Source organism: Nesiotobacter zosterae (genome assembly GCF_033843645.1).
Lineage (GTDB): Bacteria > Pseudomonadota > Alphaproteobacteria > Rhizobiales > Stappiaceae > Pseudovibrio > Pseudovibrio zosterae.
Genome location: NZ_JAWXVZ010000012.1, coordinates 1 through 24,756 on the forward strand (window position 1 = coordinate 1; position 24,756 = coordinate 24,756).

Here is a 24,756-nt window from a genome sequence, read left to right on the forward strand (position 1 = left end):
TGGCCATGGCGGGGCGCCCCCACCCGATCCCATCCCGAACTCGGAAGTGAAACGCCCCTGCGCCAATGGTACTTCGTCTCAAGACGCGGGAGAGTAGGGCGCCGCCGGGCATGATAACAACAAAACAAACTCTCCAACTGTCCAAGCCAATCAGCTTGAACACATAACAAGGCCCAACCACGGGCCTTTTCGTGTCTCTTCATACACGAAACTAAAAGTTTATCGCGGGGTGGAGCAGCCCCGCATCGCCCGCAAGGCCACTGGCCTGAGGACGGGCAAACCAAAAAAGGACCGGGCAACGCCAACGCCCGGCTGGGCACAACAAAAGCCCAAAACACAAGTTTATCGCGGGGTGGAGCAGCCCCGCATCGCCCGCAAGGCCGCAAGCCTGAGGACGGGCAAACCAAAAAGAGAACGGGCAACGCCAACGCCCGACTGGGCACTACAAAAGCCCAAAACACAAGTTTATCGCGGGGTGGAGCAGCCCGGTAGCTCGTCAGGCTCATAACCTGAAGGTCGTAGGTTCAAATCCTACCCCCGCAACCAAAATTGAACCCGCTAGCTCATCGAGTTGGCGGGTTTTGTCGTTCTAGGGTCAGGTTCACAGATGCGTCTGCTACAGTGCGCAGTTGAGCGGCAAAAAAAGCCTGCCCTGATGTAGGGCAGGCCGGTCTCGGGTTGAGTTTGTTTTGAGTTAGTTCAAGAGGTCAAAACGGTCCGCATTCATGACCTTGGTCCAGGCGGCGACAAAGTCCTTCACGAACTTCTCTTTGTTGTCATCTTGCGCGTAGACCTCGGCATAGGAGCGCAGGATGGAGTTGGAGCCGAACACCAGATCCACTCGGCTTGCCATCCACTTGGTTGCGCCGCTCTTCCGGTCACGGATCTCATAGGTGGTGCCGTCAACCGGGACCCATGAGTTGGCCATGTCGGTCAAGTTGACGAAAAAGTCCGTTGTCAGCGCGCCAACCTTGTCGGTAAACACGCCATGCTTGGTGCCGGCGTGGTTGGTTCCCATGACACGCATGCCGCCCACAAGGGCCGTCATTTCTTTTGCTGTCAGGCCCATGAGCTGGGTGCGATCGAGCAAAAGCTCCTCGGCGCTTACGGCATAGTCTTTTTTCAGCCAGTTGCGGTAGCCATCATGGATTGGTTCCAGAACAGCAAAGCTCTCAACATCGGTCTGTTCTTGTGTGGCGTCGCCGCGCCCGGGATGGAACGGAACTTCAACGTCAAAGCCAGCCGCCTTGGCCGCTTGTTCGACACCGACATTGCCTGCCAGAACGATCACGTCAGCGACGCTGGCACCGGTGTCGACGGCAATGCCTTCCAAGACGGAAAGAACACGGTCCAACCGGTCTGGCTCGTTGCCCTCCCAATCCTTTTGGGGCGCAAGGCGTAAACGGGCACCATTGGCGCCGCCGCGCATGTCAGAGCCACGGTAGGTGCGGGCACTGTCCCAGGCAGTGCACACCATATCCTGCAATGACAGGCCGCTTGCGGCGATCTTCTGCTTTACGGCAGCTACGTCATAAGAGGTGTTTCCTGCTGGAATCGGGTCCTGCCAGATCAGGTCTTCTTTGGGAACATAAGGACCAATGTAGCGCGCCTTGGGGCCCATATCGCGGTGGGTGAGCTTGAACCAGGCACGGGCAAAGGTCTCAGACAACAGATCCGGGTTCTCATAGAACTTCTTGGAGATCTCACGATAGATCGGGTCCTTGATCATCGCCATGTCTGCATCAGTCATCATTGGGCTCAAGCGGATGGAAGGGTCTTCCACGTCGACCGGCTTGTCTTCCTCCTTGATGTTGATCGGATGCCAGATCCACGCTCCTGCCGGGCTCTTCGTCAGCTCCCAATCGTAGGTGAACAGCAGATAGAAGTAGCCGTTGTCCCACTTGGTCGGATGTGTGGTCCATGCACCTTCAATACCGCTCGAAACCGTATCGCGGCCAATCCCACGGCTTCCGGTGTTGGTCCAGCCCAATCCCTGATCGAAGACATCGGCCGCTTCTGGCTCTGGGCCCAGCTTGCTGGCATCGCCGTTGCCATGTGCCTTGCCTACCGTATGACCTCCGGCCGTTAGCGCGACGGTTTCTTCGTCGTTCATGCCCATGCGCGCGAAGGTTTCGCGGATTTCAAGCGCTGTCTTCAATGGGTCTGGCTGACCACCAACCCCTTCGGGATTCACATAGATGAGGCCCATCTGTACCGCAGCAAGCGGGTTTTCCAAAGACTGCGGGTCCGCATCGCTGTCATAGCGATCTCGGCCCAGCCATTCCTTTTCGGAACCCCAATAAACGTCCTCTTCGGGGTGCCAGATATCGGCGCGGCCAAAACCGAACCCGAAGGTCTTCAGGCCCATGGATTCATAGGCCATGTTGCCCGCCAAGATCATCAGATCCGCCCAGCTCAGCTTGTTGCCGTACTTTTTTTTGATTGGCCACAACAGACGGCGTGCCTTGTCCAGATTGACGTTGTCCGGCCATGAGTTCAACGGCGCAAAGCGCTGGTTGCCGGTATTGCCACCGCCGCGACCATCGGAGGAGCGATAGGAGCCTGCGGAGTGCCATGCCATGCGGATCATCAGGCCGCCATAGTGCCCCCAGTCAGCTGGCCACCAGTCCTGGCTGTCGGTCATCAAGGCCTTGAGGTCGTCCATCACCGCTTCATAGTCGAGGGACTTGACCTCCTCACGGTAGTCAAAGTCATCGCCCATGGGATTGGTCTTGGTATCATGCTGGTGCAAGATACCGAGTTTCAGCGCGTTGGGCCACCAGTCCATAACGGACTTTTCACTCGCCGTGTTGCCACCATGCATGACAGGGCATTTGCCTGCGGAAATTTTTGGGTTGGTATTCATGGCTCCCTCAATATCGTTTGTGCGATCTCTGAAAGGGCATGTGTTCGTTGCGGCCAGATGCCAAACGACATAGGTGCCCCTACGTTTTTTAACCTAGCACCGTTGCCGAATAAAAAGAATTTGCATTTTCTGATGGAGTAGATAAGCAAACCTTATTGCTGACATGCCCCTGAAACTACGAAGCATTTGGACCCGATATCGGGGTTGAACGCGTTGCCAGATCCCGTCGTGGCCTTCCGCCTCTCTCTGTTTGCCATGTCGAGGCCCAGCGGTGACTTAAAGTTGTGGCGTTGGAGTACGAAGGCAACCAGAAAGTGCTTTCGAAGAATTGACGACCCTTTACGGCAATAGGCATGATGGCAACAGGATTAAGAAACCAACTTCCTGCATGGAACAGGCTTAGCTCGGATCGTTAGGAATCAAGTTTAAGCAGAGGCTGCACAGCAGCTTGGGAAGGTCTGTGCGACTGGAAGTCGAAACTGAATTTGGCCTTGCACGAATGCGGTGTTAGGCGCCCCGTTAAAAAGGTGTTGCATGTCGAAACCTTGTATCATTTGCGTTGCTATTACCGGATCCGTGCCGCGAAAGGCCAACAATCCAGCACTGCCAATTACGGTGAGTGAGCAGATCGAGAGCACGCAGCAGGCATTCGAGGCTGGAGCTGCCATCTGTCACGCCCATGTGCGCAATGACGACGAAACACCGAGCTCTGACCTGGAAAAGTTTGCACGCCTCAAGGAGGGGCTTGAGAAACATTGTCCGGGTATGATCATTCAGTTCTCCACGGGCGGTCGTTCTGGTGCAGGCCGGGAGCGTGGGGGCATGTTACCACTTCGGCCGGACATGGCATCACTCTCCGTCGGCTCCAACAACTTCCCAACCCGCGTCTATGAGAACCCACCGGAGCTGGTGGATTGGCTGGCCTCAGAAATGCGCACCTATGGCGTGAAGCCGGAGATCGAAGCGTTTGATCTCAGCCACATTCATCAAGCTGCGATTATGAACAAGGATGGCCGGATTCCGGGCGACATATACATACAGTTCGTGATGGGTGTGAAAAACGCCATGCCAGCCGACAAGGAGGTCTTCGACTTTTATGTGAAGACCGTTGAGCGGCTGATGCCAACTGCACAGTGGTGTGCGGCCGGTATTGGACCCAACCAGATTGTGCTCAATGAGTGGTCGATTGCCGCTGGCGGACATGCCCGCACGGGTCTGGAAGACAATGTGCGCATCGACAAGGACACATTGGCCAACTCCAATGCAGCGCTAGTCAAACGCGCAGTTGAAATCTGTGAACGCTATGAGCGCCCGGTCGCAACACCACAACAGGCCCGCGAGCTTCTTGGTCTTGCTGCTTGAGGCAGTGATCAAGCACGGCGAGGCTGACTAATTGTTGTTTCCTTAAGTCGCGGTGCCGGTGAGATAAACTCACCGGTATCTTTCCAGTTTAATTCATCGGAAAAAGCGGAATATCATTCCATTAATTCACGATTTATCTGATTAATGCGCCCGGCTAGGGTCATTGCAACAAACATCTCCAAACGACAGAGCGCGGCTGATACCGCTCTAATGCAATGAGGAAGAATGCAATGAAACTGGGCACCACACTGACCGCTGTATCGCTGCTCGCACTGAGCGCCTTCTCTGCGCAAGCCGCAGAGACCGAGTTCGTCACCAAATTGGACCCTGCTGCGAATGAGCTTCCAGAGGGGCTGGCCTTGCGCGGCACAGATGCCTTTCTCGGCCTTGCAACCAAGCAGAGCGTGTTGCGTCTGGCTGAAGGCGAACTGACCGAGTTCGCGACCTATCCCTCCTTGCCGGAAGGGGCGGGCTTTTTGACTGGTCTGACCTTTGCCAAGGACGGGTCTCTTTGGGCAGGCCTGGCCTCATTTGCCGAAGGCGTAACCACAGGTATCTACCGCGTTGGCGCAGAAGGCGGCGAAGCAACCTTGCACGCCTCGGCTGAGGGTATGGGCTTCCCGAATGACTTCACCTGGCAAAATGATGGTACTGCGCTGGTTACAGATTCCATTGCTGGTGTGATTTGGGCCGTGTCAGAAGATGGATCTACAACGAAGTGGTTGGAACACCCGCTTCTTAAGGGCGACCCGGAAGTCTGTGCGCCGGATGAAGTTGGGTATGGCATTGGGGCCAACGGACTGGATTTTGGTCCGGATGGCGCGCTCTATGTGGCGGTGACCGACCGGGCACAGGTGCTGCGGGTCGCCATTGAAGATGGAAAGCCCAGCCATGTAGCTCCAGTAAATGAAACCAACTGCGATCTGTTGGAAGGTATTGACGGTATCATCGCCGGGCCAGAGGGCATTACTGCCGCTGTTAATCGCACCAATCAGATGAGCTTCATCTCTTATGAGGGCGTGGTCTCTTCACTATCGCGAGACAACATGCTGGACTTTCCTGCATCAATCGCTGCGACCGATACAGGGTATCTGGTGACCAACTTTGGTCTTGTCTCAGCCATGACAGGTAATGCCAATCCTGGCCTCATCAAAATCACAAAGTAAAACCGAGGCCTGCCTTTCCCTAAGGCAGGCCTTCGCTTTCATCCCTCTGAAAATATCTTGCGGAAAAAGATCCTCGAGTGGCCTCTTGGGTGATCTGGAAGTTCGCCGAAGGACTGGTAGCCCAACGCCCGGTAGAATTCTGGTGATTGGAATGTGTAGGTGTCGAGCCAGACTCCAACGCAACCTCTTTCTCGTGCAATTGCCTCTGCCTTTTCCACGATACGCCGACCTGTTCCGTGTCCTCGTGTTTCCTCTGAGAGGCTTAGCAGCTTGATGTAGAACCAGTGCCACAGGATTTCTCCTTGCAAGCCGCCGACCTGTTTTTCGCCTGCGAATGCACCGATGGTGATTGTCTCCGGTGCATATGAGAACCCTTTTCCCTCAGTGAAGGTGCTCAGCGGCCCCACAATGCCTTCAAAATGGCTGTCCTGCACGTCGTTGATTATCCGCAGTTCGATCATAAAAAGCTCCAAGGAAAATGGCTTTCAACTCAAATGCACGGCCTTCCATTGATGCATCAGGTGTTCTGGCTTCTAATAAATAGGCCCGTGATCCAGAGAGCACGGGCCTTTCGATTGTTCAAGAGGTTGTCTACTGGCTGAACAGATGAAGGTTGTCGGGGTCGATCTTCAGATTGACGAACTCTCCGAGTTCCACTTCGGTCAGGGAGTTGTCCACCACCGTTGTAGATTTGCCAGCAAGCGTGACACGCAGGTGGTTTTGAGCGCCTGTCGGCTCAATCAGATCCACACGGCCTTTCAGGCTATGTTCGTCCTTCTCTGCACTCAAATGAAGGTGCTCCGGACGCATCCCCAGAAGGATTTTTCCGTCCGAAGGCTGATTTGCACGCTTGTCTGCGACCAAGATGCTGCCGTCTTCCAGCTCAATACGGGAGGACGTGCCATCGCTTGTAAGGGTCGCGGGCAAGAAGTTCATGGCTGGAGAGCCAATGAAACCAGCCACGAACGCGTTTGCCGGATTTTGGTAGAGCTCGCGTGGTGTGCCAACCTGCTGAATGATCCCCTGGTTCAAAATAACAACACGATCTGCAAGGGTCATGGCTTCGATCTGGTCGTGTGTGACATAGATCTTCGTGGTGCGAACACGCTGATGTAGCCGCTTGATTTCCTCACGCATCTGAACGCGCAGTTTGGCATCCAGATTTGAGAGGGGCTCGTCAAACAGGAAGACGTCAGGATTGCGCACCAGCGCGCGGCCCATGGCGACGCGTTGGCGCTGGCCGCCAGAAAGCTGTGACGGCTTGCGGTCAAGCAGATGCACCAGATCAAGTATCTCGGCGGTTTCTTGAACACGGGCCTTGATGTCTGACTTGCTGATCCCGGAGATACGGAGATTAAAGCCCATGTTCTCCTCAACGCTCATATGCGGATAGAGCGCGTAGGACTGGAACACCATGGCGATGTTCCGCTCTTTGGGAGAGAGGTCGTTGACGTACTCACCGCCAATGTAAACCTCGCCTGCTGTTTCTTCCTCCAGACCGGCGATAATGCGCAGCAAGGTGGACTTGCCGCACCCAGACGGACCAACAAGGGCCACGAACTCACCATCCTGAATGGTCAGATTGAGGCTCTTCAAGACCTCGACTGAGCCAAAGGATTTGCTCAGGTTCAAAAGTTCAACACCTGCCATGATCAAATCTCCTCAAGCTTCTCAGCCCGTTCAGGGGAGTGGTGGGTTTCAATAAGGGAACGATACCAATGAGCGCTGTTCTTGAGCGTACGCTCCTGTGTCTCGTAGTTCACATGGACGATGCCAAAGCGCATGCGATAGCCCTCTGCCCATTCGAAGTTGTCCATGAGGCTCCAGAGGAAATAGCCCTTCAACGGCAAGCCCATCTCCGTAATCTCGGCGCACACGCGCAGATGACGGTCGAGATAGTCAATGCGTTTTTTGTCATCAACAACGCCATCGACAGGCTCGTCGTTGAAGCAAGCGCCATTCTCGGTGATGTAGACCGGTGGCAGGTCATAGCGGTCGTAGACCTGCTTCATGACGTAGGAAAGGCCCGCTTCATGGATTTCCCAGCCAATGTCGGTACGCACATCGCTGTCGGTAACAGGAACGGGTAGCGCACGCGGATAAGCTGCGTCCGGTGCCGGGTCGTCCTTTACCTTGCTTGGATTGTAGTAATTCATGCCCCACCAATCGAGGGGCTGATTGATGATCTCCAGATCACCATCTTGAATTGGCAGTTTCTCGCCGAACTCCGCCAGTATTTCAGCGTCGTATTCGCCCTTGAAAATAGGGGACAGGAAGACACCGTTGTTGAACAGGAAGGAGCGCTCCGCTGCGGCTAGATCGGCAGGCTCGGAGCTGCCAGGATAAACTGACATCAGGTTCAGAACAATGCCCATGGGCAGATCAGAGCGGACCGAGCGCGCTGCCTGAACACCCATGCCGTGGGCAAGGTTCATGACATGAATGGCGGCCATCGCTGCATCGATGCTTTTCTCGCCCGGGGCGTGGATGCCAAGCAGGTGGCTCAAGTAGCAAATGCACCACGGTTCGTTCATGGTTGCCAGTGCATCCATGCGGTCACCAAGACGGTTCACCACCACCTCTGTGTACTCTGCAAAAGCCTCTGCAGTGTTGCGGGCCGTCCAGCCCCCGTATCCAGCCAGTTCGATTGGCAAGTCCCAATGGTAAAGCGTAGGGAAGACCCCCAGACCGCGCTCCTTCATGCCGTCTATCAGACGGTCATAGAAGTCGAGGCCCTTTTCGTTCACTTTACCCCGTCCGTCCGGCAAGATGCGCGGCCAGGCAATGGAGAACCTGTAGGCGTCAACACCAAGGGACTTGATGAGATCAAGGTCACTCTCCCAGCGGTGATAGTGGTCACAGGCCACATCGCCAGAGTGTTGTTGGTAGACACGGCCCGGCATCTTGCTGAAGGCATCCCAGATGCTGGGCTTGCGTCCGTCTTCTTGGGCCGCGCCTTCGATCTGATAGGCCGCAGTTGCGACGCCGAACTTGAAGTCGCGAGGGAAACGTTGTGCCAAGTGTTTGATATTGTTCATGGGTTTTAGCCTTTAACTGCACCGGCGGTCAAACCTGCCATCATCTGCTTTGAGAAGAACAGGAAGGCGACCAGAAGCGGGATCATAGAGAGGAAAGTGCCCAGCATGACCGCACCCCACGGGGTGTTGGCGACAGACTGCAAGGACCGCAGTGCAAGGGTCAGGACGTACTTGTCCGGCGAAGAGATGACGATCAGTGGCAGAAGGAAGTTGTTCCAAAGCGCGATGAACGTCACGATGCCCAGCGTTGCCAGTGCGGGCTTGATCAGAGGAAGAACGACCGTCCAATAGGTGCGAAAGTCTGAGGCACCATCCACCTTGGCGGCATCCAGCAGGTCCCGGGATATGGAGGTTACCATGTACTGCCGGATCAAGAAGATGCCCATGGCATTGGCTGCTAGTGGCAACCAGATCGCAGCGTGGGTGTCCAGCAGCCCGAGGAACTTTACTGTAAGAAAGAACGGGATCAAGGTGAGCACTGGCGGCACCATCATGGAAGCAACCATGACGCCGAACACCAAGTTCTTGCCCCGAAACTCGTAGGCAAAAAAGCCATAGGCACACATGGAACAGAACAGGACAGTAACCGCTGTACCAATGATGGAGACCATCAGAGAGTTCCCCAAAACCAGCCAGAACGGCATGATATCGAGAAGCTTTTCATAGTTCTCCAGAAGCCGGCTGCCGAAGTAGAACGGTGGCGGTGAGGAGAAGATCTCACTGCGGGAGTGGGTGCCCATCATGGCCACCCAGACAAATGGAAAGATCGTGATAAGCACGCTGACGATCAGGAAGGCGTGCATGCTGATCTTGGGAAGACGTTTCATAAGTGCTTTCATATCAGCGGTCCTCCCCGAGACCCTTGCGGCCATTGAAGTAGAAGTGAACACCGGTTGCGATCGCGATGAACAGGAACAAGATCCAGGAAATTGCTGCTGCCGCGCCCATTTCCAACCACTGCCAGCCCACCAGATAGAGGTAGTAGGAGGCTGTCAGACCGGACTGCGCCACGCCGCCGCTCTCACCTTGTGTAAGAACGTAAGGTTCTTCGAAGAGCTGCAGGTTGCCGATGATGGTGAGTGTTACCGCGAAGAAAATGAACGGGCGGATCATAGGCAGAGCGACATGCCAGAACTGCTGCCAACGGCTGCATCCATCCACTTTCGCGGCATCATAAAGATCCCGAGAAACCGTCAGGAAGCCAGCGGAATACACCACGATGTTGAAGCCGGTGTACTTCCAGATCACCACCATTGCGATGGATGGCTTGAGCAAGTCTGACGAGGTCAGCCAGCGGATTGGCATGGCATCCTGCACCCATGAAAAGAACCAGGACAGGACGGGCAGGTTGGACAGTGCTAGAAGCCACTGGTTCAAAATGCCAGCATTGGTGGAATAGATGCTGAAGAAGATCAGCGCCACGGCCACCGTTGAGGTAATGAATGGAATGAACATGGTGGCGGTATAGAGGTGGCGGAGCCTGCCATGTACAGCGGAGACCAGCATGTATGCCACTGGAATGGCCAGCAGGTGCTGGGGGATGCCGCTCACAACAGCCAGCCAGACCGTGTTGTAAAGGGACTTCCAAAGCCACGGATCAGTGAGGGCGAGCTGGTAGTTGTAAAGACCCACGTACTCCATGGAGGAAAGGCCAGCAACTGGGTTCCACTCCTGAAACGAGAGGTAGATGGAAAACAGCAGTGGGAACAGGGTGAAGACCATGAAGAGGATAATGAATGGGCTGATAAACAACCACGGCATCAACCGCTTCTTCCAGATACGCAGGGTACTGCGCCGTCTGGCCGGAGCACGCATCTGAGTGCCCCGTTCTTCATTGGGCGTTGTTGTAAGTGTCATGTCTCGCCTAACTCAGTGAAGAGGGAAAAAGGCGGCAGGCTCTCAAGAAGGTGTTGGTCAGAGCCTGCCTTGTTCGGGCCTATTTCACGCGGCGTTTGATCAGGCGCTCAGCGTCACGCAGAGCAGCTTCAATGTCCTTGCCGTCATTCAGCACTTCAAGAAGTGCCGCACGCAGAACGATGTCGTCAGCGATCAGGTCGCCTTGGCGTGGTGCAACCGCTGGCACCTTTTGGGCAACTTCAGCGAACAGTTTGCGGGCTTTCTGGCCAGCAAGAAACTCAAGCGGTTCGTCAAAAGAAGCGTCGCTGTAGGTTTCAGTGAGCACTGGGAAGGAGCCAATGTTCTTCAGGCCTGCAAGCTGTGCTTCAGGAGTGCTGGTGAGGTACTTGATGAACTCCCAGGCATCCTTCTTGTTCTTGGCTTGCTTTGGTATGGCAAGGAAGGAGCCGCCCCAGGAACCGTAAATGCCATCAGGAAGGTTGGAGACGCCCCACAGGCCAGCTGTCTCAGGTGCCATCCAGTTTTGCAGGTGACCGAGAAGCCACGCACCGGAAAGCTGAGTGGCGACCGTGCCGTTCTTGAAGCCATCGTACCATTCATTGGTCCATGCGCGGACCTGAGCGTCGAGACCTTCTTCACGGATCTGCTTGGCAACGGTGAAGGCGTGGACGAAGCGGTCAGAGGTCACCAGCGGCTTGCCATCTTCGTCAAAATAGAAGCCTTCACCTTCCTTGACCGTGGTGTAGATGATGAGCTGCGCAACCTCTGCTGCGTCAGCGATCAGATATACATCTTTCTCTTTCAGCTTACGGCCATATTCGATGTAGCTGTCCCAGCTCTTGATGACGTCTTCAATGGAGGAGCCAACTGACTCTGCAATGTCGCGGCGGTAGTACATGACACCGGGGCCAATATCGACTGGAATGGCATACTGGTTGCCGTCTGTTCCCTTGCCCTGATCCCAAGCATAGCTGACGAAATTTTCCTGCATGAGGTCAGCGCCATACTCAGGTGCTGAAAGGTTTTCAAAGCCGCCTGCGTTGATAAAGGAGCCAACGAAGCTCACGTCCACCACGACCACGTCACCGGCTCCCGATCCGGTGGCAAGGTTGGTTGTGAGCCTGCGGTGATGGTCCGCGTGCTGGTTCATTTGATAGGTAATGTTTATGTCTGGATGGCTCTCTTGAAACTGAGGGATCAGAACTTCCAGATGACTGTCAAAATCCGGAAAACCATCAAAACGCAAGTCGCCAGCTTGCGCGGATGCGCCCATCAGGGCAGCTGTTGCAAGACCAGCAAGTAGATACTTCTTCATTGTTTCCTCCACCATTTGAACGTTTTAAGAACCTGTATTCAGATCCAGAACGGAAGCACGTTCGATCACTTCCGCCTCAAAACTTCTACAAATGCCCTCAATGTCAGGGCTTTTTCTGGCAACAGCATGTGCAAGCAAACCTGCAGCGGCGCCAATTTCCCTCAGGGGTTGGCGCACCGTTGTCAGCTTGGGGGAAAGGTGCCGTGCAAGATCAACATCATCGAAGCCGATAATGGAAATGTCATCGGGAATGCGAAGGCCTTTTTGGCGGCACGCTTCAATGGCACCCGCGGCCATTTCATCGGATTGGCAGAACAGTGCAGTGAACTCTTTGGGGCCATTCAAAAGCGCCATCATGCGCTCGAAAGCCATGTCGTCTTTAAAGTTACCTTCAGCGGTCAGGTCTGGATCCAGCGGAATGCCAGCCTCGGCCAATTGCTGCTCGAAGCCCTTAAGGCGGTCCCGTGCCTCGTGGTAGGAAAAGGGGCCGGTAATCGTCGCGATTTTCCGGTGACCCTTGGCCACCAAGTGTGCTGCTGCCAAGGCCCCGCCGCGAACGTTGTCGAGATAAACGCAGCGGTCTTCGTAGTCTGGAAGGTGCCGGTTCATGAGTACGGACATGGGGTGTTTTTCCATGAAACCGGTCAGTTCTTCCTCAGCAAGCGCATCAGAATGGACGATTACGGCTTCGCATTGGCGGTCGAACAAGGACTGCCATGCGCTGCGTTCACCTTCTGCCGCTTCTCCGGATGATTCAGCAATGAGCTTGTAGCCAATCTTGCGAAGCGCGCGCTCCGCACCATCAATCATGGTGCCATAGTAGGCGGACCCGAATTGGTTCACCACAACGCCGATGGTGCGGGAAGAGCGGCTGGCCAGACCTTGCGCAACCTGGTTGGGGCGATAGCCTAGTGACTGCACAGCCTCTTGCACTTTCGCTTTCGTCTTTGCGTCAACCATTTCTGGTTTGTTTAAGGCGCGTGAAACGGTTGCGGTTGACACGCCAGCCTTGACTGCGACCTGTGCGATTGTTGCCACGAGCATTCTCCCAAATGCAGCGCTTCTATCTTTCAATTCTCCCAGTCGAATCGACTTGTAAGCGCTTACATGCAGGAAGGCTGTCATTTGTAAGCGCTTACATCAAGAAAAAAATATCAGGATCAGTCCTTCTGCTTAACTGTGAAGTATCAGCTGAGGGTGTCGCTTTTTGGCTTACTTATTGGAAATGTTCAAAGTTTGGGGAGCGGGCGTTCCGCAGACCTTGAGGGCGATGCTCGCGCAGAAAAAGGCGTGCGCAGCTTGCTTGTTATCAACATTTACCAAAAGGCTCATTGCTGGCGGTGCCGCCACAGGCCATCGGAGGCGGTGTCACGTGTCTCAAACTTCTCGTTAGTGCCGTTTGCCGTTGTTGCTGCGAGCCCTTCAACCTCAGTGCCCACCAGCGTACTGAAACCATCTCCCAGTTCGTTCTAGTAGACGCAGGTTGGAACAGGCACCTGCGATACAGCTAGCTAGGACCGCTCCAGGTTGAGGCACACGCACAACAGGTCGAGGCAGACTTGGTGATGCAAGAGGAGCGTGGAGAACGCCGGAGGGGGCATCTCATGCCATGTTCATATGGAATGATTACGCTATGGTGAGCGAAACACATCTAGTCACTGCAGGTACACCGATGGCCACATTCCCGGATAATTTTCTATGGGGCGGCGCAATTGCCGCCAATCAGGTTGAGGGTTCTTTTGATAAGGACGGGAAGGGGCTATCAACCTCCGACATGTTGCCCAAGGGTATCTTGAACCCTCATCAATCACGGGAGGAGCGCACACCGGGCATCAAGGATTTGGCGATTGATTTCTACAACCGCTATCCAGAAGACATCGCTCTGTTCAAAGAAATGGGCTTCAATTGCCTTCGCCTTTCCATCGCTTGGACGCGCATCTTCCCAAAGGGAGACGAGGACACGCCCAATGAGGCGGGGCTCGCCTATTATCAAAAGATTTTCGATGAACTTGCCAAGCACGACATCACTCCATTCGTGACCTTGTCGCACTATGAGATGCCGTATGCGTTGACCGAGACTTATGGCGGGTGGGCTGATCGGCGCCTGATCGGTTTCTTTGAGAGATACGCTCGAACCGTCTTTGATGCCTACAAGGACAAGGTCAAGCTGTGGCTGACCTTCAATGAGATCAATATGTCCTTGCACGCGCCGTTTACCGGTGTCGGCTTGCCTGAAGACGCAGCTGAAGCAGAGATCTATCAGGCCATTCACCACCAGCTAGTTGCCAGTGCCCGCGCCGTACGACTGTGCCACGAGATTGTACCAAACGCACGTATTGGCAACATGCTTCTGGGGGCGATCAACTATCCTTACACCTGCAATCCGGATGATGTAATTGCCGCCATGAACGAGAACAACAAGTGGCTGTTCTTTGGGGATGTACAGACCCGTGGCCGCTATCCCGGCTACATGTTGCGTTACTTCCGGGACAACGGCATTGAGATCCAGATGGAGGAGGGAGATCTGGAGGAGCTTGCAGATGCCAGCGTCGACTTCATCTCCTTCAGCTACTACGCCTCCGGTTGCGCCAGTGCCGACCCAAAGCAAAAGGAAGTCGGCAACATCGTCGATAGCGTGCCAAACCCGTATTTGGCGAAAAGTCAGTGGGGATGGCTGATCGATCCGAAGGGGCTGCGTATCCTCTTGAACTTTCTTTATGATCGCTACCAAAAGCCATTGTTCGTCGTCGAAAATGGTCTGGGTGCGCGGGATGAAGTAACAGTAAATGGCGAAATCTTTGACGATTACCGTATCTCCTATCTGAACGATCATCTGGTTCAAGCCCGCGAAGCAACACTGGACGGGGTCGAGCTGATGGGCTTCACAAGTTGGGGGCCGATTGACCTGGTGGCAAACTCAACAGCTCAGATGAGCAAGCGCTATGGTTACATCTACGTCGACCGTCATGACGATGGCACCGGTACGTTGGAGCGCAAACGGAAGAAGAGCTTCCATTGGTATAAGCAAGTCATCGCGACGAACGGGGCAAGTCTGAAGACCTGACCAAAACGTTCCGGTCAGCGACGCGAACAACAAGTGACGTGTTTTGGGAAGCAGAGGAGAGAAATCACCTCTGCTTTTTTGCGCGCATTTACTTGTGTAGCAACCAGAAATGGGTTAGTGAAAATTCTTTCTAGCCTTGAAAAATTTATCATGTTAAATTTGAAGGGCAAAATATAGAGGCTCTCCACGCATGCGCGTGAGAGAGGTCAATGATCTCCTGGCAAGACAAGCGAAGATCGGTTGTGCAGAAATCAAAATCCTCACTGATTGAACAAAGAAGGCAGGGCCGTGTCCTGATTTTCTCGCAGTTGAGGAAGTCAGGCCAACTGGCCCGTATTGACTTGTCCAAAGAGACAGGGCTTAGCCCCGCGACAGTTACCACCATCACCGCTGAGATGATGGAGGAGGGGCTCATCGAAGAGGCCGATCGTGCAGCCCCCACTGGGGACGCTAAGCGAGGACGACCAAGAGTAGAGCTAAAGCTCAGCTCTTCTTCGTGCATCGTCGCGGGGATCAAGCTCTCAAAAGGCGTGATGTCTTCAGTGGTTGTTGACCTGGCAGGCAACACTCTTGGCAGTCTGGCCCGTACCTTCAATCCGGCCACAGTTGAGGCGGATGTTCTGGCAGTGTCCGTGCGGGAGCTCTTGAAGGATCTTCTTGCGCCTCAAGGCTTGAAGATAGAGGACCTGTCAGGAGTTGGCATCGGCGTTCCCGGCATCGTCAACAAGGAAGAGGGCTACGTATATTGGAGCCCGATGTTGACACAGCGCAATGTTCCGCTGTTGGAACGATTGGCGGACCATTTGCCGGTTCCGGTCTTCATAGACAATGATGCAAACCTCGTGGCGCTTGCTGAGCTTTGGTTCGGGTATGGCCGCACATTTGATGATTTCATCGTGGTAACCACCGAGCACGGTGTTGGCATGGGCATCGTGATCGACGGGAAGGTGTATCGAGGAGCCCGCGGATGCGGAGCTGAACTGGGTCATACCAAGATCATTCCTGACGGCGCTCTGTGTCGCTGCGGCCAACGCGGTTGTCTGGAGGCCTATGTTGCGGACTATGCGTTGCTTCGTGAGGCCAACATCGCAATGCCGGATCTGCCAAGCAACTCACTTGAGAGCCGACTGGATCAGCTCTATCGAATGGCTCAAGAGGGCCATCAAGAGGCTAAGTCGATCTTCTGGCGTGCGGGTAAATTGCTTGCTCTGGGGCTGGCAAACATCATCAATGTCTTTGCTCCCAAGCTCATTATCGTTGCTGGGGAGCAGATGCGTCTCGATTATCTTTCTTCTGATGAGTTCACGCAGGAGGTGCAGCGAAACATTGTGTACGTTGAGGGGCCAAGGCCGGAAATTGTGGTACATCGCTGGGGCGATCTCATGTGGGCAAAAGGTGCTGCTGCCTTCGCACTGAGCGAGTGCATGAATGCTTCCCTCTAGCATTGAAGAGGCTTGTTACCCCATTGACGCTTGAGCCGCACACCCGCGCCTGTATGACGCGCCATGTTTGTGCTCGCCGCGTATACGTAAAGGGTGTAATGTCCAAGCCGGTTGGTTCTGTGATACCGCTGACAGGTGCGGATGATTGAAGTGAGCCACTGAATGTGTGCAGTGCGCATCGAGTGAAGGAACCCAAGTTCGCTCTGGTGCGCAGTCTCGTACGCGTTCGTTCCTGAAACATTGGAGAACGGTGTGGGATTGAATGTCCCCACCTTTTGCCGAAGAGCTGAGATGGGCGGAAAACTGCCATTTCCTGCGCTTTTCACCGGTGCGACAATGCGCCGCGTGAAGTACGTGGAAATCCGTCGGGATATAGCTATTTAAATCGGTTTAAATTACACCCATCAAAGCTCTGAATCACCCACTACGTGGATATCCGGTCCACAGGAGGACTTGAATGGGAAAGTTGCAGCCTGGCGTCGTATACGGCGAAGACTACAAAACTTTGATCGAAGCATGCCGTGAAGGTGGTTACGCCCTTCCGGCCGTTAACATTGTTGGCACTAACTCCTTGAACGCAGTTCTGGAAGCAGCAGCCAAGAACAAATCCGACGTTATCATTCAGCTTTCCAACGGTGGTGCTCAGTTCTTCGCAGGCGCAGGTCTGGAAGATGGGTTCAAGGCACGCGTCCTTGGCGCTGTGTCTGCTGCGCAGCACGTTCATCTGCTTGCCAAGCATTATGGCGTTTGTGTCGTGCTTCACACCGACCATGCCAACCGCAAGTTCCTGCCATGGCTGGAAGCGCTGGTTGACGAAGGTGAAGCCTACTACAAGGCAAACGGCAAGCCGCTTTTCTCCTCTCACATGCTCGACCTTTCCGAAGAGAGCCTTGAAGAGAACCTTGCTGAAAGTGAGCGCCTGCTGAAGCGCATGGCTCCACTTGAAATGAGCCTGGAAATCGAACTCGGCTGTACGGGTGGTGAGGAAGATGGTGTTGGTTCCGATGAAGATATCGGAGCAGACAATCCAAAGCTCTACACCCAGCCAGAAGACGTTCTGGAAGCATATGACCGCTTGTCTCCACTGGGTCATTTCTCCGTTGCGGCATCCTTCGGTAACGTACATGGCGTTTACAAGCCAGGTAACGTGAAGCTGCGCCCAGAGATCCTGCGCGAAAGCCAAAAGCTGGTACAGGAAACCCACTCTCTGGAAAGCAACCCGCTGCCGCTGGTATTCCACGGTGGTTCTGGTTCTGAAAAGGCGAAGATCACTGAAAGCCTCGGCTACGGTGTCTTCAAGATGAACATCGACACTGACACCCAGTTTGCGTTCTCCGAACCTGTAGGTGCTTACGTCGAGAAGAACGCACGTGCGTTCAAGTATCAGATCGATCCGGAAGACGGCACGCCATACAAGAAACTCTACGACCCACGCAAGGTTCTCCGCGCTGGTGAAGAGGGTATTGTTGAGCGCATGACCGAGGCCTTCAAGGACCTTGGCAGCACCGGCAAGACGCTGGCGCAATAATACGTAAAAATACAAAGTGACCCGTTTTCGGGTCACTTTTCTCTTTCTTTCAAAGAAAGCTCGGGCGAGGTTGTGCGCTGGGCAACGCATGCGTTGCAGCCACGACGCCCTTAAAGTACGCTCCAGGCCTGCCTCCTGGAAACGCGGACCATTTGGAGACCACTATGAAAGCACTGTTTATTGGTCAGTCCTACATTGACGTCACCTTTATCGCTGACTCAATGCCGACCGGTGATGAGAAGACAATTGCAAACGACTACGCAGTTGCCTTTGGAGGGAACGCCGTGACCGCAGCATTCGTCTGCGCGAAGCTCGGTATTGCACCAGACCTGCTCTGTTCCATGGCTGACGACTGGCTGGCTCGCATGTTCCGCGACATGGCCGCCAAGTATCAAATCCCGATCCACAGCTGTAAAGTTGCGGAAAGCTCCTTGTCCTTCATCATGCCGAAGGACGGCAAGCGTGCGATCGTTCGTTGTCGCGACAACGACTTCCTGCACCCGTATCCGAACCTGAATCTGGCTGGCTGCCGTGCGTTGCATGTTGATGGCCACATTCCAGAAGCTGCGCTGCACTATGCCAAGCAGTGCCGCAAGTACGGAATCATGACGTCGCTTGACGGCGGCGCTGTACGCGAGAACACCGAAGAGCTTCTGGGCTACATTGACGTTGCTGTCGTGTCTGAACTGTTCTGTGAGCAGCTCGGCAAGTCCGTTGAAGACACACTGGAATACCTGCGCACCCGTGGTGTTAAGGTCGGCGCGGTCACCCTCGGTGAGCGTGGCATGCACTGGTACGAAAACAACAGCCCAATTCGCCACCTTCCATCTTTGAAGGTGCCAAAAGAGCGTGTTGTTGACACCAACGGTGCAGGCGACACTTTCCACGGTGCCTATGTTTACGCCTACCTTGCAAACCCGGAAGGCAAGTGGGAAGACCACTTCAAGCTGGCACGTGCAGCAGCTGCGCACGCCATTCAGCATCTGGGTAATGAAGCGTCTCTGCCAACCACCGCAGACATCGAAGACGTTAATCAGGAATTCCAAGAAGCATAAGCTTCTGAATTCTCAAAAGAAAAAAAAGCCCGCAAACTCGGCGGGCTTTTTGCTTTTTGGGCGCCTGTTAAGCCCAGTAGAACTCAACGCCGCTCTGACTCATCGGCAACATGGTCACCCGTGGTCCGATTGCTGCGATGGCGTTTGCAAGTGCTGGGCCCGCTGGAGGAAGCCCCGGCTCCCCGACGCCAGTAGGCGGCTCAGTGGACGGGACGACATGCACATTGATCTTTGCAATGTCATAGATCCGCAGCGGTTCATACTCGGGGAAGTTGTATTGCATCACTTCACCGTTTTCGAGGGTGATCTCGTTGCGCATGACCGCGCCAAGGCCGTAACCGATGCCGCCCTCCATTTGCGCCTTGATGACATCCGGATTCACGGGTGTGCCGCAGTCAACAACGCAGGTTACGTTTTCAATCCGTACGACCTCGTCGTCATCCCGTGAGATCTCAACCACCTCGGCCACATATGTGCCAAAGGATTTGTGAACGGCGACACCCTGTGCCCGGTTTGAGGCAAGCTCTTGCCCCCAGCCAGCCTTTTCAGCAGCGAGCTGAAGGACACCTGCAAGTCGCTTTTGATCAGGTGTTCCTGAAGAAAGCAGCTCTAACCGGTAGTCTATCGGATCTCTGCCAGCTGCCTTTGCGACCATATCCATCATGCTTTCCATCACATAGGCAGTGTGGGTGTGGCCCACTGCACGCCACCACAGAACGGTGACAGAAGGTTCGAGATCGGTAAGGCCAAGATGGAAGCCCGGAATGGCGTAGTTCGTGTCTGCAGCTCCTTCAACGGAGGCATGATCGACGCCATCATGAACTGCAAACTGCTCAAATGCGGTGCCTTTCATGATGGACTGGCCAGCAACACGGTGATCCCAGGCGATGATCTTGCCAGCCTCGTCAAGGCCGACCCGCACCTTGTGCGCAAAGGCAGGCCGGTAATAGCCGGCGCGCATGTCATCCTCGCGGGACCATACGAGTTTCACCGGCTTGCTGCGGTCCGTCAGTGCAAAGGCCATCGCAGCTTCAACGTGATAGTCGGAATCGGCGTTTGCGCGGCGTCCAAAGGAGCCCCCTGCGAGCAAGGTGTTGATCTGCACCTTGGAAAGATCAAGCCCCAAGACTGACGCCACCGTCGGGTGAGTAAGGGCAGGGAACTGACAGCCGTCATGTACGACCACACCACCATCGGAAGTGGGCTCGATCGTGCAGCTGATGGGCTCCATGGCCGCGTGTGCCAGATTAGGGAAGTAGAACTCGCTCTCCACTACCTGTGCGGCCCCTTCAAGAGCAGAAAGGGTGTCTTTCAGATCAGCATCCGGGGTGGCGCTGAACTCGCTCTCAGAGTTTACCTTGGTGAGGAGATCCTGTTTGATCTCTTCGGAACTTCGGGTTTCAGCGGCAGAGAAATCCCAGTCTGCAACCACCGCATCGCGTGCCTGGAATGCAGCCCAAGTGTTCTTTGCGAAGACTGCAACACCCTTGCCGTTGGGCAGAGCCTTGGCTTCGATGAAGCCGGTCATGCCTTCCGCCCCGCTTGCATCAAACGACGTCAGCTTGCCGCCAAGTCGCGGACTGCGAATGATGGCGACGTAGATCTGACCGGGAAGTTGGATGTCCATCCCAAAGATGGCTGTACCGTTGATCTTCGCAGGGGTGTCCTTTCGCCCTCGAGCAGGGTTGCCGATGATCTTGAAGTCAGCAGCTGATTTGAGTGTCGGATTCTCCGGTGGCGACAGGGCCGATGCCGCCGCCACAAACTCTGCGATGCTTCCAGTTTTACCCGCGCCGGAAATGACACCGTTTTCAAGCCTGAGCTCGGCAGCAGAAACGCCCCACGCTTTTGCTGCGGCCATAATGAGCATTTCGCGGGCTGCTGCGCCAGCCTTGCGGTATTGCAGATAGGAGTTGGCCATTGCGGTGGAGCCGCCTGTGCCCTGCGCGCCGAACAGGGTATTGGCGTAGCGGGAATTGTCAGCCGGGGCGAACTCGAAGTCCACATCCTTCAGCTCAGAGTTAAGTTCCTCGGCAATCAGGGAAGAGAGACCGGTCGTCGTGCCTTGCCCCATTTCAAAGTGTTTTATGATGGCAATGATCTTGCCTTCCGGAGTGATCTTGACGAAAGGCGTCAGGTTGCCTTCGCCTGTGGCTGCCAGCGCCCCGTTTGGTGCAAACCCAACAATAAGGGCAGCCGTCGCTGTAGCAGCCGTCGCGGCGGCTCCTTTAATAAAACTGCGGCGGGAGGTCTGAATGGGCATGATCAAGCCTCCAAGAGTTCTGAGGCGCGGCCGATGGCAGCGCGGATACGTTGATAGGTGGCGCAGCGACAAGCGTTGCCTGCCATGTAGCTGTCGATTTCGTCCGGCGATGGCTTCGAATTCTCGCTGAGAAGGCCGACCGCCTGCATGATCTGCCCAGACTGGCAATAACCGCATTGGACGACGTCAAGCTCGGTCCATGCAGTTTGGACAGCCTTGGCCACAGTTCCGCTGACGCCTTCAATGGTTGTGATCTCTGCGTCTTCAACATCGTCAATGTAGGTCTGACAGGAGCGAACCGGTTCGCCATTCATGTGAACGGTACAGGCACCGCAGGCGGCAATGCCGCAGCCAAACTTTGTTCCTGTCAGCTGGAGTTCGTCGCGAATGACCCATAACAGCGGGGTTCCTGGCTCAGCGTCGACTTCACGGGTCGTGCCGTTAATTTTCACAGTGAGCGCCATAAGATGCTTCTCCTGTTTGGCTCGGAAATTGGGGGATGTTGGCCGGATTATTGGTATTGGGTGTAAACCGGTCAGTTTACACTACACGTTTTTCCGGATCTGTAAACGATCAAGTTTACATTGGTTGGTTGCACGGATAAACAATCAGGAGGAAAGGGGCTTTAAGATGACTGATGCGGATACTCCTACGCTTACCAAGCGTGCAGAGATCATCATCGCTGCTCGAGGGGAGTTTCAGGAGCGCGGATTTGAGAGTGCGAGTATGGATCGCATCTCGCAGAACGCTGGCGTTTCAAAACGCACTGTCTACAAGCATTTCACGAGCAAAGAGAACCTGTTCCACGCCATTGTCGAAGAGCTGGCAACCCGGTTGGGTGAGGCGTTGGATGTTGCCTATACCAGCGACAAGCCAATCGAGCAGCAACTGCGGGATTTGGCCTGGGCTGAGGCGGCCTTGTTCATGTCCGATGATTTCATGAGGACCGCACGCATGGTTCTTGGCGAAATCATACGCGACACAAAAATGAGCCACGAGGTTCAGTGCCGTCTGGACAAGACGGATGTGATTGAAAAGTTCATGCGTGACGCCAAAGAAGACGGTGTCCTCGACATCGCCGACACATTGGCAGCGACCCGAGAGTTCATTGGTTTGCTCAAGGCGACAGGGTTCTGGCCTGCGATCTACGGCGGGGAGCTGGTCACCGAAGACGCAATGCGAAACACGGTCGATTCCGCAGTTGCCATGATGTTGGCTCGCTATAGGCCAAGCGCCTGACATTCAGACCTGTGGTGAATCCAGAAGTGGTCTCAATAACGGATTTGGGAAGCGCCGCGAGATCGTCACCGCATAAAAAGTCTCGACGATATCTGGTAGTTGTGTTGCCTCGATGAGGCGTCCTGTCTCAAGCTCATCCTTAACCACGATGGGCGGCACGACAGCGATGCCAACGTCCTCGCGGGCCAAGAGGCGGATCATCGCCATGTCATCAACTTCAGCTGCGACTTTCGGACGAACGCCCAAACGGTCCGCCAGAGCATCAAAGCCAGCGCGCATCGAGCTGGCAAGCGGTGGCAAAATGACCGGGTGATCTCTAAGCAATCCAGCCACGGAGACCTTGCCCAACACCCGTTCAGGGGTGCCGACGAGACTGACATGTTGCTGAGCGATTTGGTGGATGATCCAAGGTGTGGCGGAATCGTGAGCCGGTGCTTGGTTTACCAAAGCAACATCAAGGTGCAGGGCTTCCAGGCCTTTCAAGAGATCAGCAAAGCTGCCGGAACTGGAGATCACTTCAACATCTTCGCGGGCGAGCAAGGGCCTTAGAAACCCAACTTGGAAGTTCCGCGAGAGAGTTGCGAGGGCCCCTACGCGCAGAATCTGACGGGCAGTGCCTGTTTCCCTCAAAGTGCCCAAAAGCTCGTCGCCAGCCGCGAAAATCGTGTCTGCATGGTCCAAAGTGATCCGGCCAGCCTCCGTGAGGAGCAATTGTTTTCCACGGCGCTCGAACAACTGGTGGCCAAGTTGCGTCTCCAGTTTCTGGATCTGCGTTGAGAGCGCAGATTGGGAGATATTCAACCTTTCTGCTGTGCGTGTCAGGTTGCCTTCGTGAGCCACAGCCCAAAAATAACGTAGGTGATTATAATTAAGCGCGGCCATCTTCATTCTCCAAAACAGAACGATAAAAGACATATAATGAATTTTTAAGATCGAACAATCGTTGGTATCTCCAAAATCAAGAAAATTTCGGAGTTCCTCATCAATGTCGATTATTTCCCTAGTGCCCTTGGCAGCACCGCTTGCGCTGGTCGGCGCAGCTCTGGTGGCTCGGACCGACAGCGGGATCAGGCCTCGTAAGGCGCTTCAAGTCACGCGTCTTGCTACCGTCTTCGCACTTGTCATTGCAGTCGCATCCGCACTCACGGTTCCGCTGACCGGCGGCGGCACGTCGCCGCTCATCGGTGCCGCCGAATTTGGACTGTCGATCCGACTGGATGCCTTGAGTGCCATCATGATGGTGCTGGTCACCTTTGTTGGGGCCATCGTAGTGCAATACAGCCGCAACTATATGGACGGGGACGCTCAGCAGGGCCGCTTCATGGCGCAGCTTTCCCTGACTGTGGCCTGTGTGCTGCTCCTGGTGCTTTCCGGTAATCTGGTCCAGCTGATTGTCTCTTGGGTCATCACCAGCTTGGCATTCGATCGTCTTTTGGTGTTCTACAAGGAACGGCCGAAAGCGCGCCTTGCGGCCAAGAAGAAGTTCATTGTTGCCCGCTTTGGAGATTTGGGGCTGCTGGTAGCGGTGACGCTGCTCATGTACACCTTCGGCACTTCGGACATTGCGACGATCCTCCAGGCAGCCGGTTCGATGAGCGAAGCTCCGTTGGCGGTCACCATCGCAACGTTTCTGCTCGTCATTGCGGCGATCACCAAATCGGCTCAGTTCCCGACACATGGCTGGCTGACAGAGGTGATGGAGACGCCAACCCCGGTTTCCGCACTGCTTCACGCAGGTATCATCAACGCAGGGGGCTTCCTGATTGTGCGCCTAGCGGATGTGATGATGCTGTCATCCGGCGCGTTGCACATTCTCGCGCTTGTCGGTGGCTTTACCGCACTCTTCGGCGCCATTGTGATGTTGACGCAGACAAGCGTGAAGGTGTCGTTGGCCTGGTCCACCGTGTCTCAGATGGGCTTCATGCTGTTGCAGTGTGGCTTGGGTCTGTTTTCACTCGCGGTCCTGCACATCGTCACCCACTCCCTTTACAAGGCACACGCCTTTCTATCCTCCGGCAGTGTGGTTGAAATCGCGCGTGCATCTTGGGTACCAGACACAGCCAAGCCCAAGGTTGGGCTGGTGACGCTCGGCCTTGCCATGGCGCTGGGGCTCTACGTGGGTGTTGGTATGTTGTTTGGCCTCTCCACCTCTACCGATCTTCAGGTGTTCGCTGTCGGCAGCATTCTAGTCATGGGCCTGACCTTCCTGTTCGCACAGGCGTCTAGTGGCCGCACCAGCAAATATGTCCTCGGCCGTACGTTTATCGCAGGAAGCGTCATTTCGGTCGCCTACTTCGGTCTGCACGCATTGGCAAGCATCACTCTCGGACACATGCTTCCAGCGCCGGTACAAGCTGGCGTGCTCGAGATGGCGATCATGGCGCTCGCGGTCGGTTCGTTCGCCGTAGTGACCTTCCTGCAGATCATTGAACCGTCCAACGCCAAGTCGGACTTCTGGCGCGCGGCACGTATACATGCGGCAAACGGCTTTTACGCCAATGCTTACTTTGACCGTTTCGTCGGCGCCTTGAACCGGCCTGCTGGCTCTTCGAACTAAGGAG

Annotated in this window: 18 protein-coding genes, 1 tRNA gene, 1 rRNA gene and 1 pseudogene; 10 read left to right on the forward strand and 11 right to left on the reverse strand. The window is 55.0% G+C overall.

The window, feature by feature from the left end; translation table 11 throughout:
- Together rrf and Q3Y58_RS16465 are read left to right on the forward strand one after the other, a co-directional pair.
- Positions 1 to 110: ribosomal RNA gene (gene rrf, locus Q3Y58_RS16460) — 5S ribosomal RNA — on the forward strand; the annotation flags it as partial.
- 359 nt (positions 111 to 469) lie between these two features.
- A tRNA-Met gene (locus Q3Y58_RS16465) sits at positions 470 to 546 on the forward strand.
- Between the two features lie 148 nt (positions 547 to 694).
- Here Q3Y58_RS16465 and katG read toward each other — a convergent pair.
- Positions 695 to 2,866, reverse strand: coding sequence for a catalase/peroxidase HPI (gene katG / locus Q3Y58_RS16470; protein ID WP_319622983.1), 2,172 nt, complete (start codon positions 2,864 to 2,866; stop codon positions 695 to 697).
- A gap of 534 nt (positions 2,867 to 3,400) precedes the next feature.
- On the opposite strand from katG, the gene Q3Y58_RS16475 reads away from it, so the two are divergent.
- A complete protein-coding gene (locus tag Q3Y58_RS16475; RefSeq protein WP_319622984.1) occupies positions 3,401 to 4,228 on the forward strand; it encodes a beta-keto acid cleavage family enzyme in 828 nt (275 codons plus the stop codon).
- Between the two features lie 230 nt (positions 4,229 to 4,458).
- A pseudogene (locus tag Q3Y58_RS16480) lies at positions 4,459 to 5,109 on the forward strand (SMP-30/gluconolactonase/LRE family protein); the annotation flags it as partial.
- Between the two features lie 323 nt (positions 5,110 to 5,432).
- On the opposite strand, the gene Q3Y58_RS16485 reads toward Q3Y58_RS16480, so the two are convergent.
- The 7 genes from Q3Y58_RS16485 to Q3Y58_RS16515 form a co-directional block, all read right to left on the reverse strand.
- Positions 5,433 to 5,855 (reverse strand): GNAT family N-acetyltransferase, encoded by a 423-nt coding sequence (locus Q3Y58_RS16485; RefSeq protein WP_319622986.1) that lies wholly within the window; start codon positions 5,853 to 5,855, stop codon positions 5,433 to 5,435.
- 130 nt (positions 5,856 to 5,985) lie between these two features.
- Positions 5,986 to 7,044, reverse strand: coding sequence for an ABC transporter ATP-binding protein (locus Q3Y58_RS16490; protein ID WP_319622987.1), 1,059 nt, complete (start codon positions 7,042 to 7,044; stop codon positions 5,986 to 5,988).
- Positions 7,045 to 7,046: 2 nt separating this feature from the next.
- Positions 7,047 to 8,432, reverse strand: coding sequence for a GH1 family beta-glucosidase (locus Q3Y58_RS16495; protein WP_319622988.1), 1,386 nt, complete (start codon positions 8,430 to 8,432; stop codon positions 7,047 to 7,049).
- A 5-nt stretch (positions 8,433 to 8,437) separates the two neighbouring features.
- Positions 8,438 to 9,271, reverse strand: coding sequence for a carbohydrate ABC transporter permease (locus Q3Y58_RS16500; RefSeq protein WP_319622989.1), 834 nt, complete (start codon positions 9,269 to 9,271; stop codon positions 8,438 to 8,440).
- Position 9,272: 1 nt separating this feature from the next.
- Positions 9,273 to 10,289 (reverse strand): carbohydrate ABC transporter permease, encoded by a 1,017-nt coding sequence (locus Q3Y58_RS16505; protein WP_319622990.1) that lies wholly within the window; start codon positions 10,287 to 10,289, stop codon positions 9,273 to 9,275.
- 79 nt (positions 10,290 to 10,368) lie between these two features.
- Positions 10,369 to 11,604, reverse strand: a complete 1,236-nt coding sequence (locus tag Q3Y58_RS16510) for an extracellular solute-binding protein (RefSeq protein WP_274217386.1) — start codon at positions 11,602 to 11,604, stop codon at positions 10,369 to 10,371.
- A 24-nt stretch (positions 11,605 to 11,628) separates the two neighbouring features.
- Positions 11,629 to 12,642, reverse strand: a complete 1,014-nt coding sequence (locus Q3Y58_RS16515) for a LacI family DNA-binding transcriptional regulator (protein WP_319622991.1) — start codon at positions 12,640 to 12,642, stop codon at positions 11,629 to 11,631.
- A 595-nt stretch (positions 12,643 to 13,237) separates the two neighbouring features.
- Between Q3Y58_RS16515 and Q3Y58_RS16520 the strand changes: the two genes are divergently transcribed.
- From Q3Y58_RS16520 to Q3Y58_RS16535, 4 genes are all read left to right on the forward strand, one after another.
- Complete coding sequence (locus tag Q3Y58_RS16520) at positions 13,238 to 14,668, forward strand: glycoside hydrolase family 1 protein (protein ID WP_319622992.1); 1,431 nt, start codon at positions 13,238 to 13,240, stop codon at positions 14,666 to 14,668.
- A gap of 209 nt (positions 14,669 to 14,877) precedes the next feature.
- Complete coding sequence (locus Q3Y58_RS16525) at positions 14,878 to 16,110, forward strand: ROK family transcriptional regulator (RefSeq protein ID WP_319622993.1); 1,233 nt, start codon at positions 14,878 to 14,880, stop codon at positions 16,108 to 16,110.
- Positions 16,111 to 16,567: 457 nt separating this feature from the next.
- Complete coding sequence (gene fbaA / locus Q3Y58_RS16530) at positions 16,568 to 17,638, forward strand: class II fructose-bisphosphate aldolase (RefSeq protein WP_274217382.1); 1,071 nt, start codon at positions 16,568 to 16,570, stop codon at positions 17,636 to 17,638.
- Between the two features lie 164 nt (positions 17,639 to 17,802).
- On the forward strand, positions 17,803 to 18,693 hold the full coding sequence (locus Q3Y58_RS16535) for a sugar kinase (protein WP_274217381.1): 891 nt from the start codon (positions 17,803 to 17,805) through the stop codon (positions 18,691 to 18,693).
- A 67-nt stretch (positions 18,694 to 18,760) separates the two neighbouring features.
- On the opposite strand, the gene Q3Y58_RS16540 is transcribed toward Q3Y58_RS16535, so the two are convergent.
- The gene (locus tag Q3Y58_RS16540; protein WP_319622994.1) at positions 18,761 to 20,956 is read right to left on the reverse strand and encodes a xanthine dehydrogenase family protein molybdopterin-binding subunit; all 2,196 of its coding nucleotides are present in this window, start codon (positions 20,954 to 20,956) and stop codon (positions 18,761 to 18,763) included.
- 2 nt (positions 20,957 to 20,958) lie between these two features.
- Positions 20,959 to 21,420 carry a (2Fe-2S)-binding protein gene (locus tag Q3Y58_RS16545; RefSeq protein WP_319622995.1) on the reverse strand — a complete coding sequence of 154 codons (462 nt, stop codon included), beginning with the start codon at positions 21,418 to 21,420 and terminating at the stop codon, positions 20,959 to 20,961.
- A gap of 166 nt (positions 21,421 to 21,586) precedes the next feature.
- On the opposite strand from Q3Y58_RS16545, the gene Q3Y58_RS16550 reads away from it, so the two are divergent.
- Positions 21,587 to 22,195 carry a TetR/AcrR family transcriptional regulator gene (locus tag Q3Y58_RS16550; RefSeq protein WP_319622996.1) on the forward strand — a complete coding sequence of 203 codons (609 nt, stop codon included), beginning with the start codon at positions 21,587 to 21,589 and terminating at the stop codon, positions 22,193 to 22,195.
- Between the two features lie 3 nt (positions 22,196 to 22,198).
- On the opposite strand, the gene Q3Y58_RS16555 is transcribed toward Q3Y58_RS16550, so the two are convergent.
- Entirely contained in the window at positions 22,199 to 23,077 is an 879-nt protein-coding gene (locus Q3Y58_RS16555) for a LysR family transcriptional regulator (RefSeq protein WP_274217377.1), read from the reverse strand.
- Between the two features lie 103 nt (positions 23,078 to 23,180).
- Between Q3Y58_RS16555 and Q3Y58_RS16560 the strand changes: the two genes are divergently transcribed.
- Positions 23,181 to 24,752, forward strand: coding sequence for an NADH-quinone oxidoreductase subunit L (locus Q3Y58_RS16560; RefSeq protein WP_319622997.1), 1,572 nt, complete (start codon positions 23,181 to 23,183; stop codon positions 24,750 to 24,752).
- Positions 24,753 to 24,756: the final 4 nt, after the last annotated feature.

Coding starts and splice junctions, on each gene's coding strand:
- katG (WP_319622983.1), bottom strand. CDS start 2,866: ATGAATACCAACCCAAAAATTTCCGCAGGCAAATGCCCTGTCATGCAT.
- Q3Y58_RS16475 (WP_319622984.1), top strand. CDS start 3,401: ATGTCGAAACCTTGTATCATTTGCGTTGCTATTACCGGATCCGTGCCG.
- Q3Y58_RS16485 (WP_319622986.1), bottom strand. CDS start 5,855: ATGATCGAACTGCGGATAATCAACGACGTGCAGGACAGCCATTTTGAA.
- Q3Y58_RS16490 (WP_319622987.1), bottom strand. CDS start 7,044: ATGGCAGGTGTTGAACTTTTGAACCTGAGCAAATCCTTTGGCTCAGTC.
- Q3Y58_RS16495 (WP_319622988.1), bottom strand. CDS start 8,432: ATGAACAATATCAAACACTTGGCACAACGTTTCCCTCGCGACTTCAAG.
- Q3Y58_RS16500 (WP_319622989.1), bottom strand. CDS start 9,271: ATGAAAGCACTTATGAAACGTCTTCCCAAGATCAGCATGCACGCCTTC.
- Q3Y58_RS16505 (WP_319622990.1), bottom strand. CDS start 10,289: ATGACACTTACAACAACGCCCAATGAAGAACGGGGCACTCAGATGCGT.
- Q3Y58_RS16510 (WP_274217386.1), bottom strand. CDS start 11,604: ATGAAGAAGTATCTACTTGCTGGTCTTGCAACAGCTGCCCTGATGGGC.
- Q3Y58_RS16520 (WP_319622992.1), top strand. CDS start 13,238: ATGGTGAGCGAAACACATCTAGTCACTGCAGGTACACCGATGGCCACA.
- Q3Y58_RS16525 (WP_319622993.1), top strand. CDS start 14,878: ATGATCTCCTGGCAAGACAAGCGAAGATCGGTTGTGCAGAAATCAAAA.
- fbaA (WP_274217382.1), top strand. CDS start 16,568: ATGGGAAAGTTGCAGCCTGGCGTCGTATACGGCGAAGACTACAAAACT.
- Q3Y58_RS16535 (WP_274217381.1), top strand. CDS start 17,803: ATGAAAGCACTGTTTATTGGTCAGTCCTACATTGACGTCACCTTTATC.
- Q3Y58_RS16540 (WP_319622994.1), bottom strand. CDS start 20,956: ATGCCCATTCAGACCTCCCGCCGCAGTTTTATTAAAGGAGCCGCCGCG.
- Q3Y58_RS16545 (WP_319622995.1), bottom strand. CDS start 21,420: ATGGCGCTCACTGTGAAAATTAACGGCACGACCCGTGAAGTCGACGCT.
- Q3Y58_RS16550 (WP_319622996.1), top strand. CDS start 21,587: ATGACTGATGCGGATACTCCTACGCTTACCAAGCGTGCAGAGATCATC.
- Q3Y58_RS16555 (WP_274217377.1), bottom strand. CDS start 23,077: ATGGCCGCGCTTAATTATAATCACCTACGTTATTTTTGGGCTGTGGCT.
- Q3Y58_RS16560 (WP_319622997.1), top strand. CDS start 23,181: ATGTCGATTATTTCCCTAGTGCCCTTGGCAGCACCGCTTGCGCTGGTC.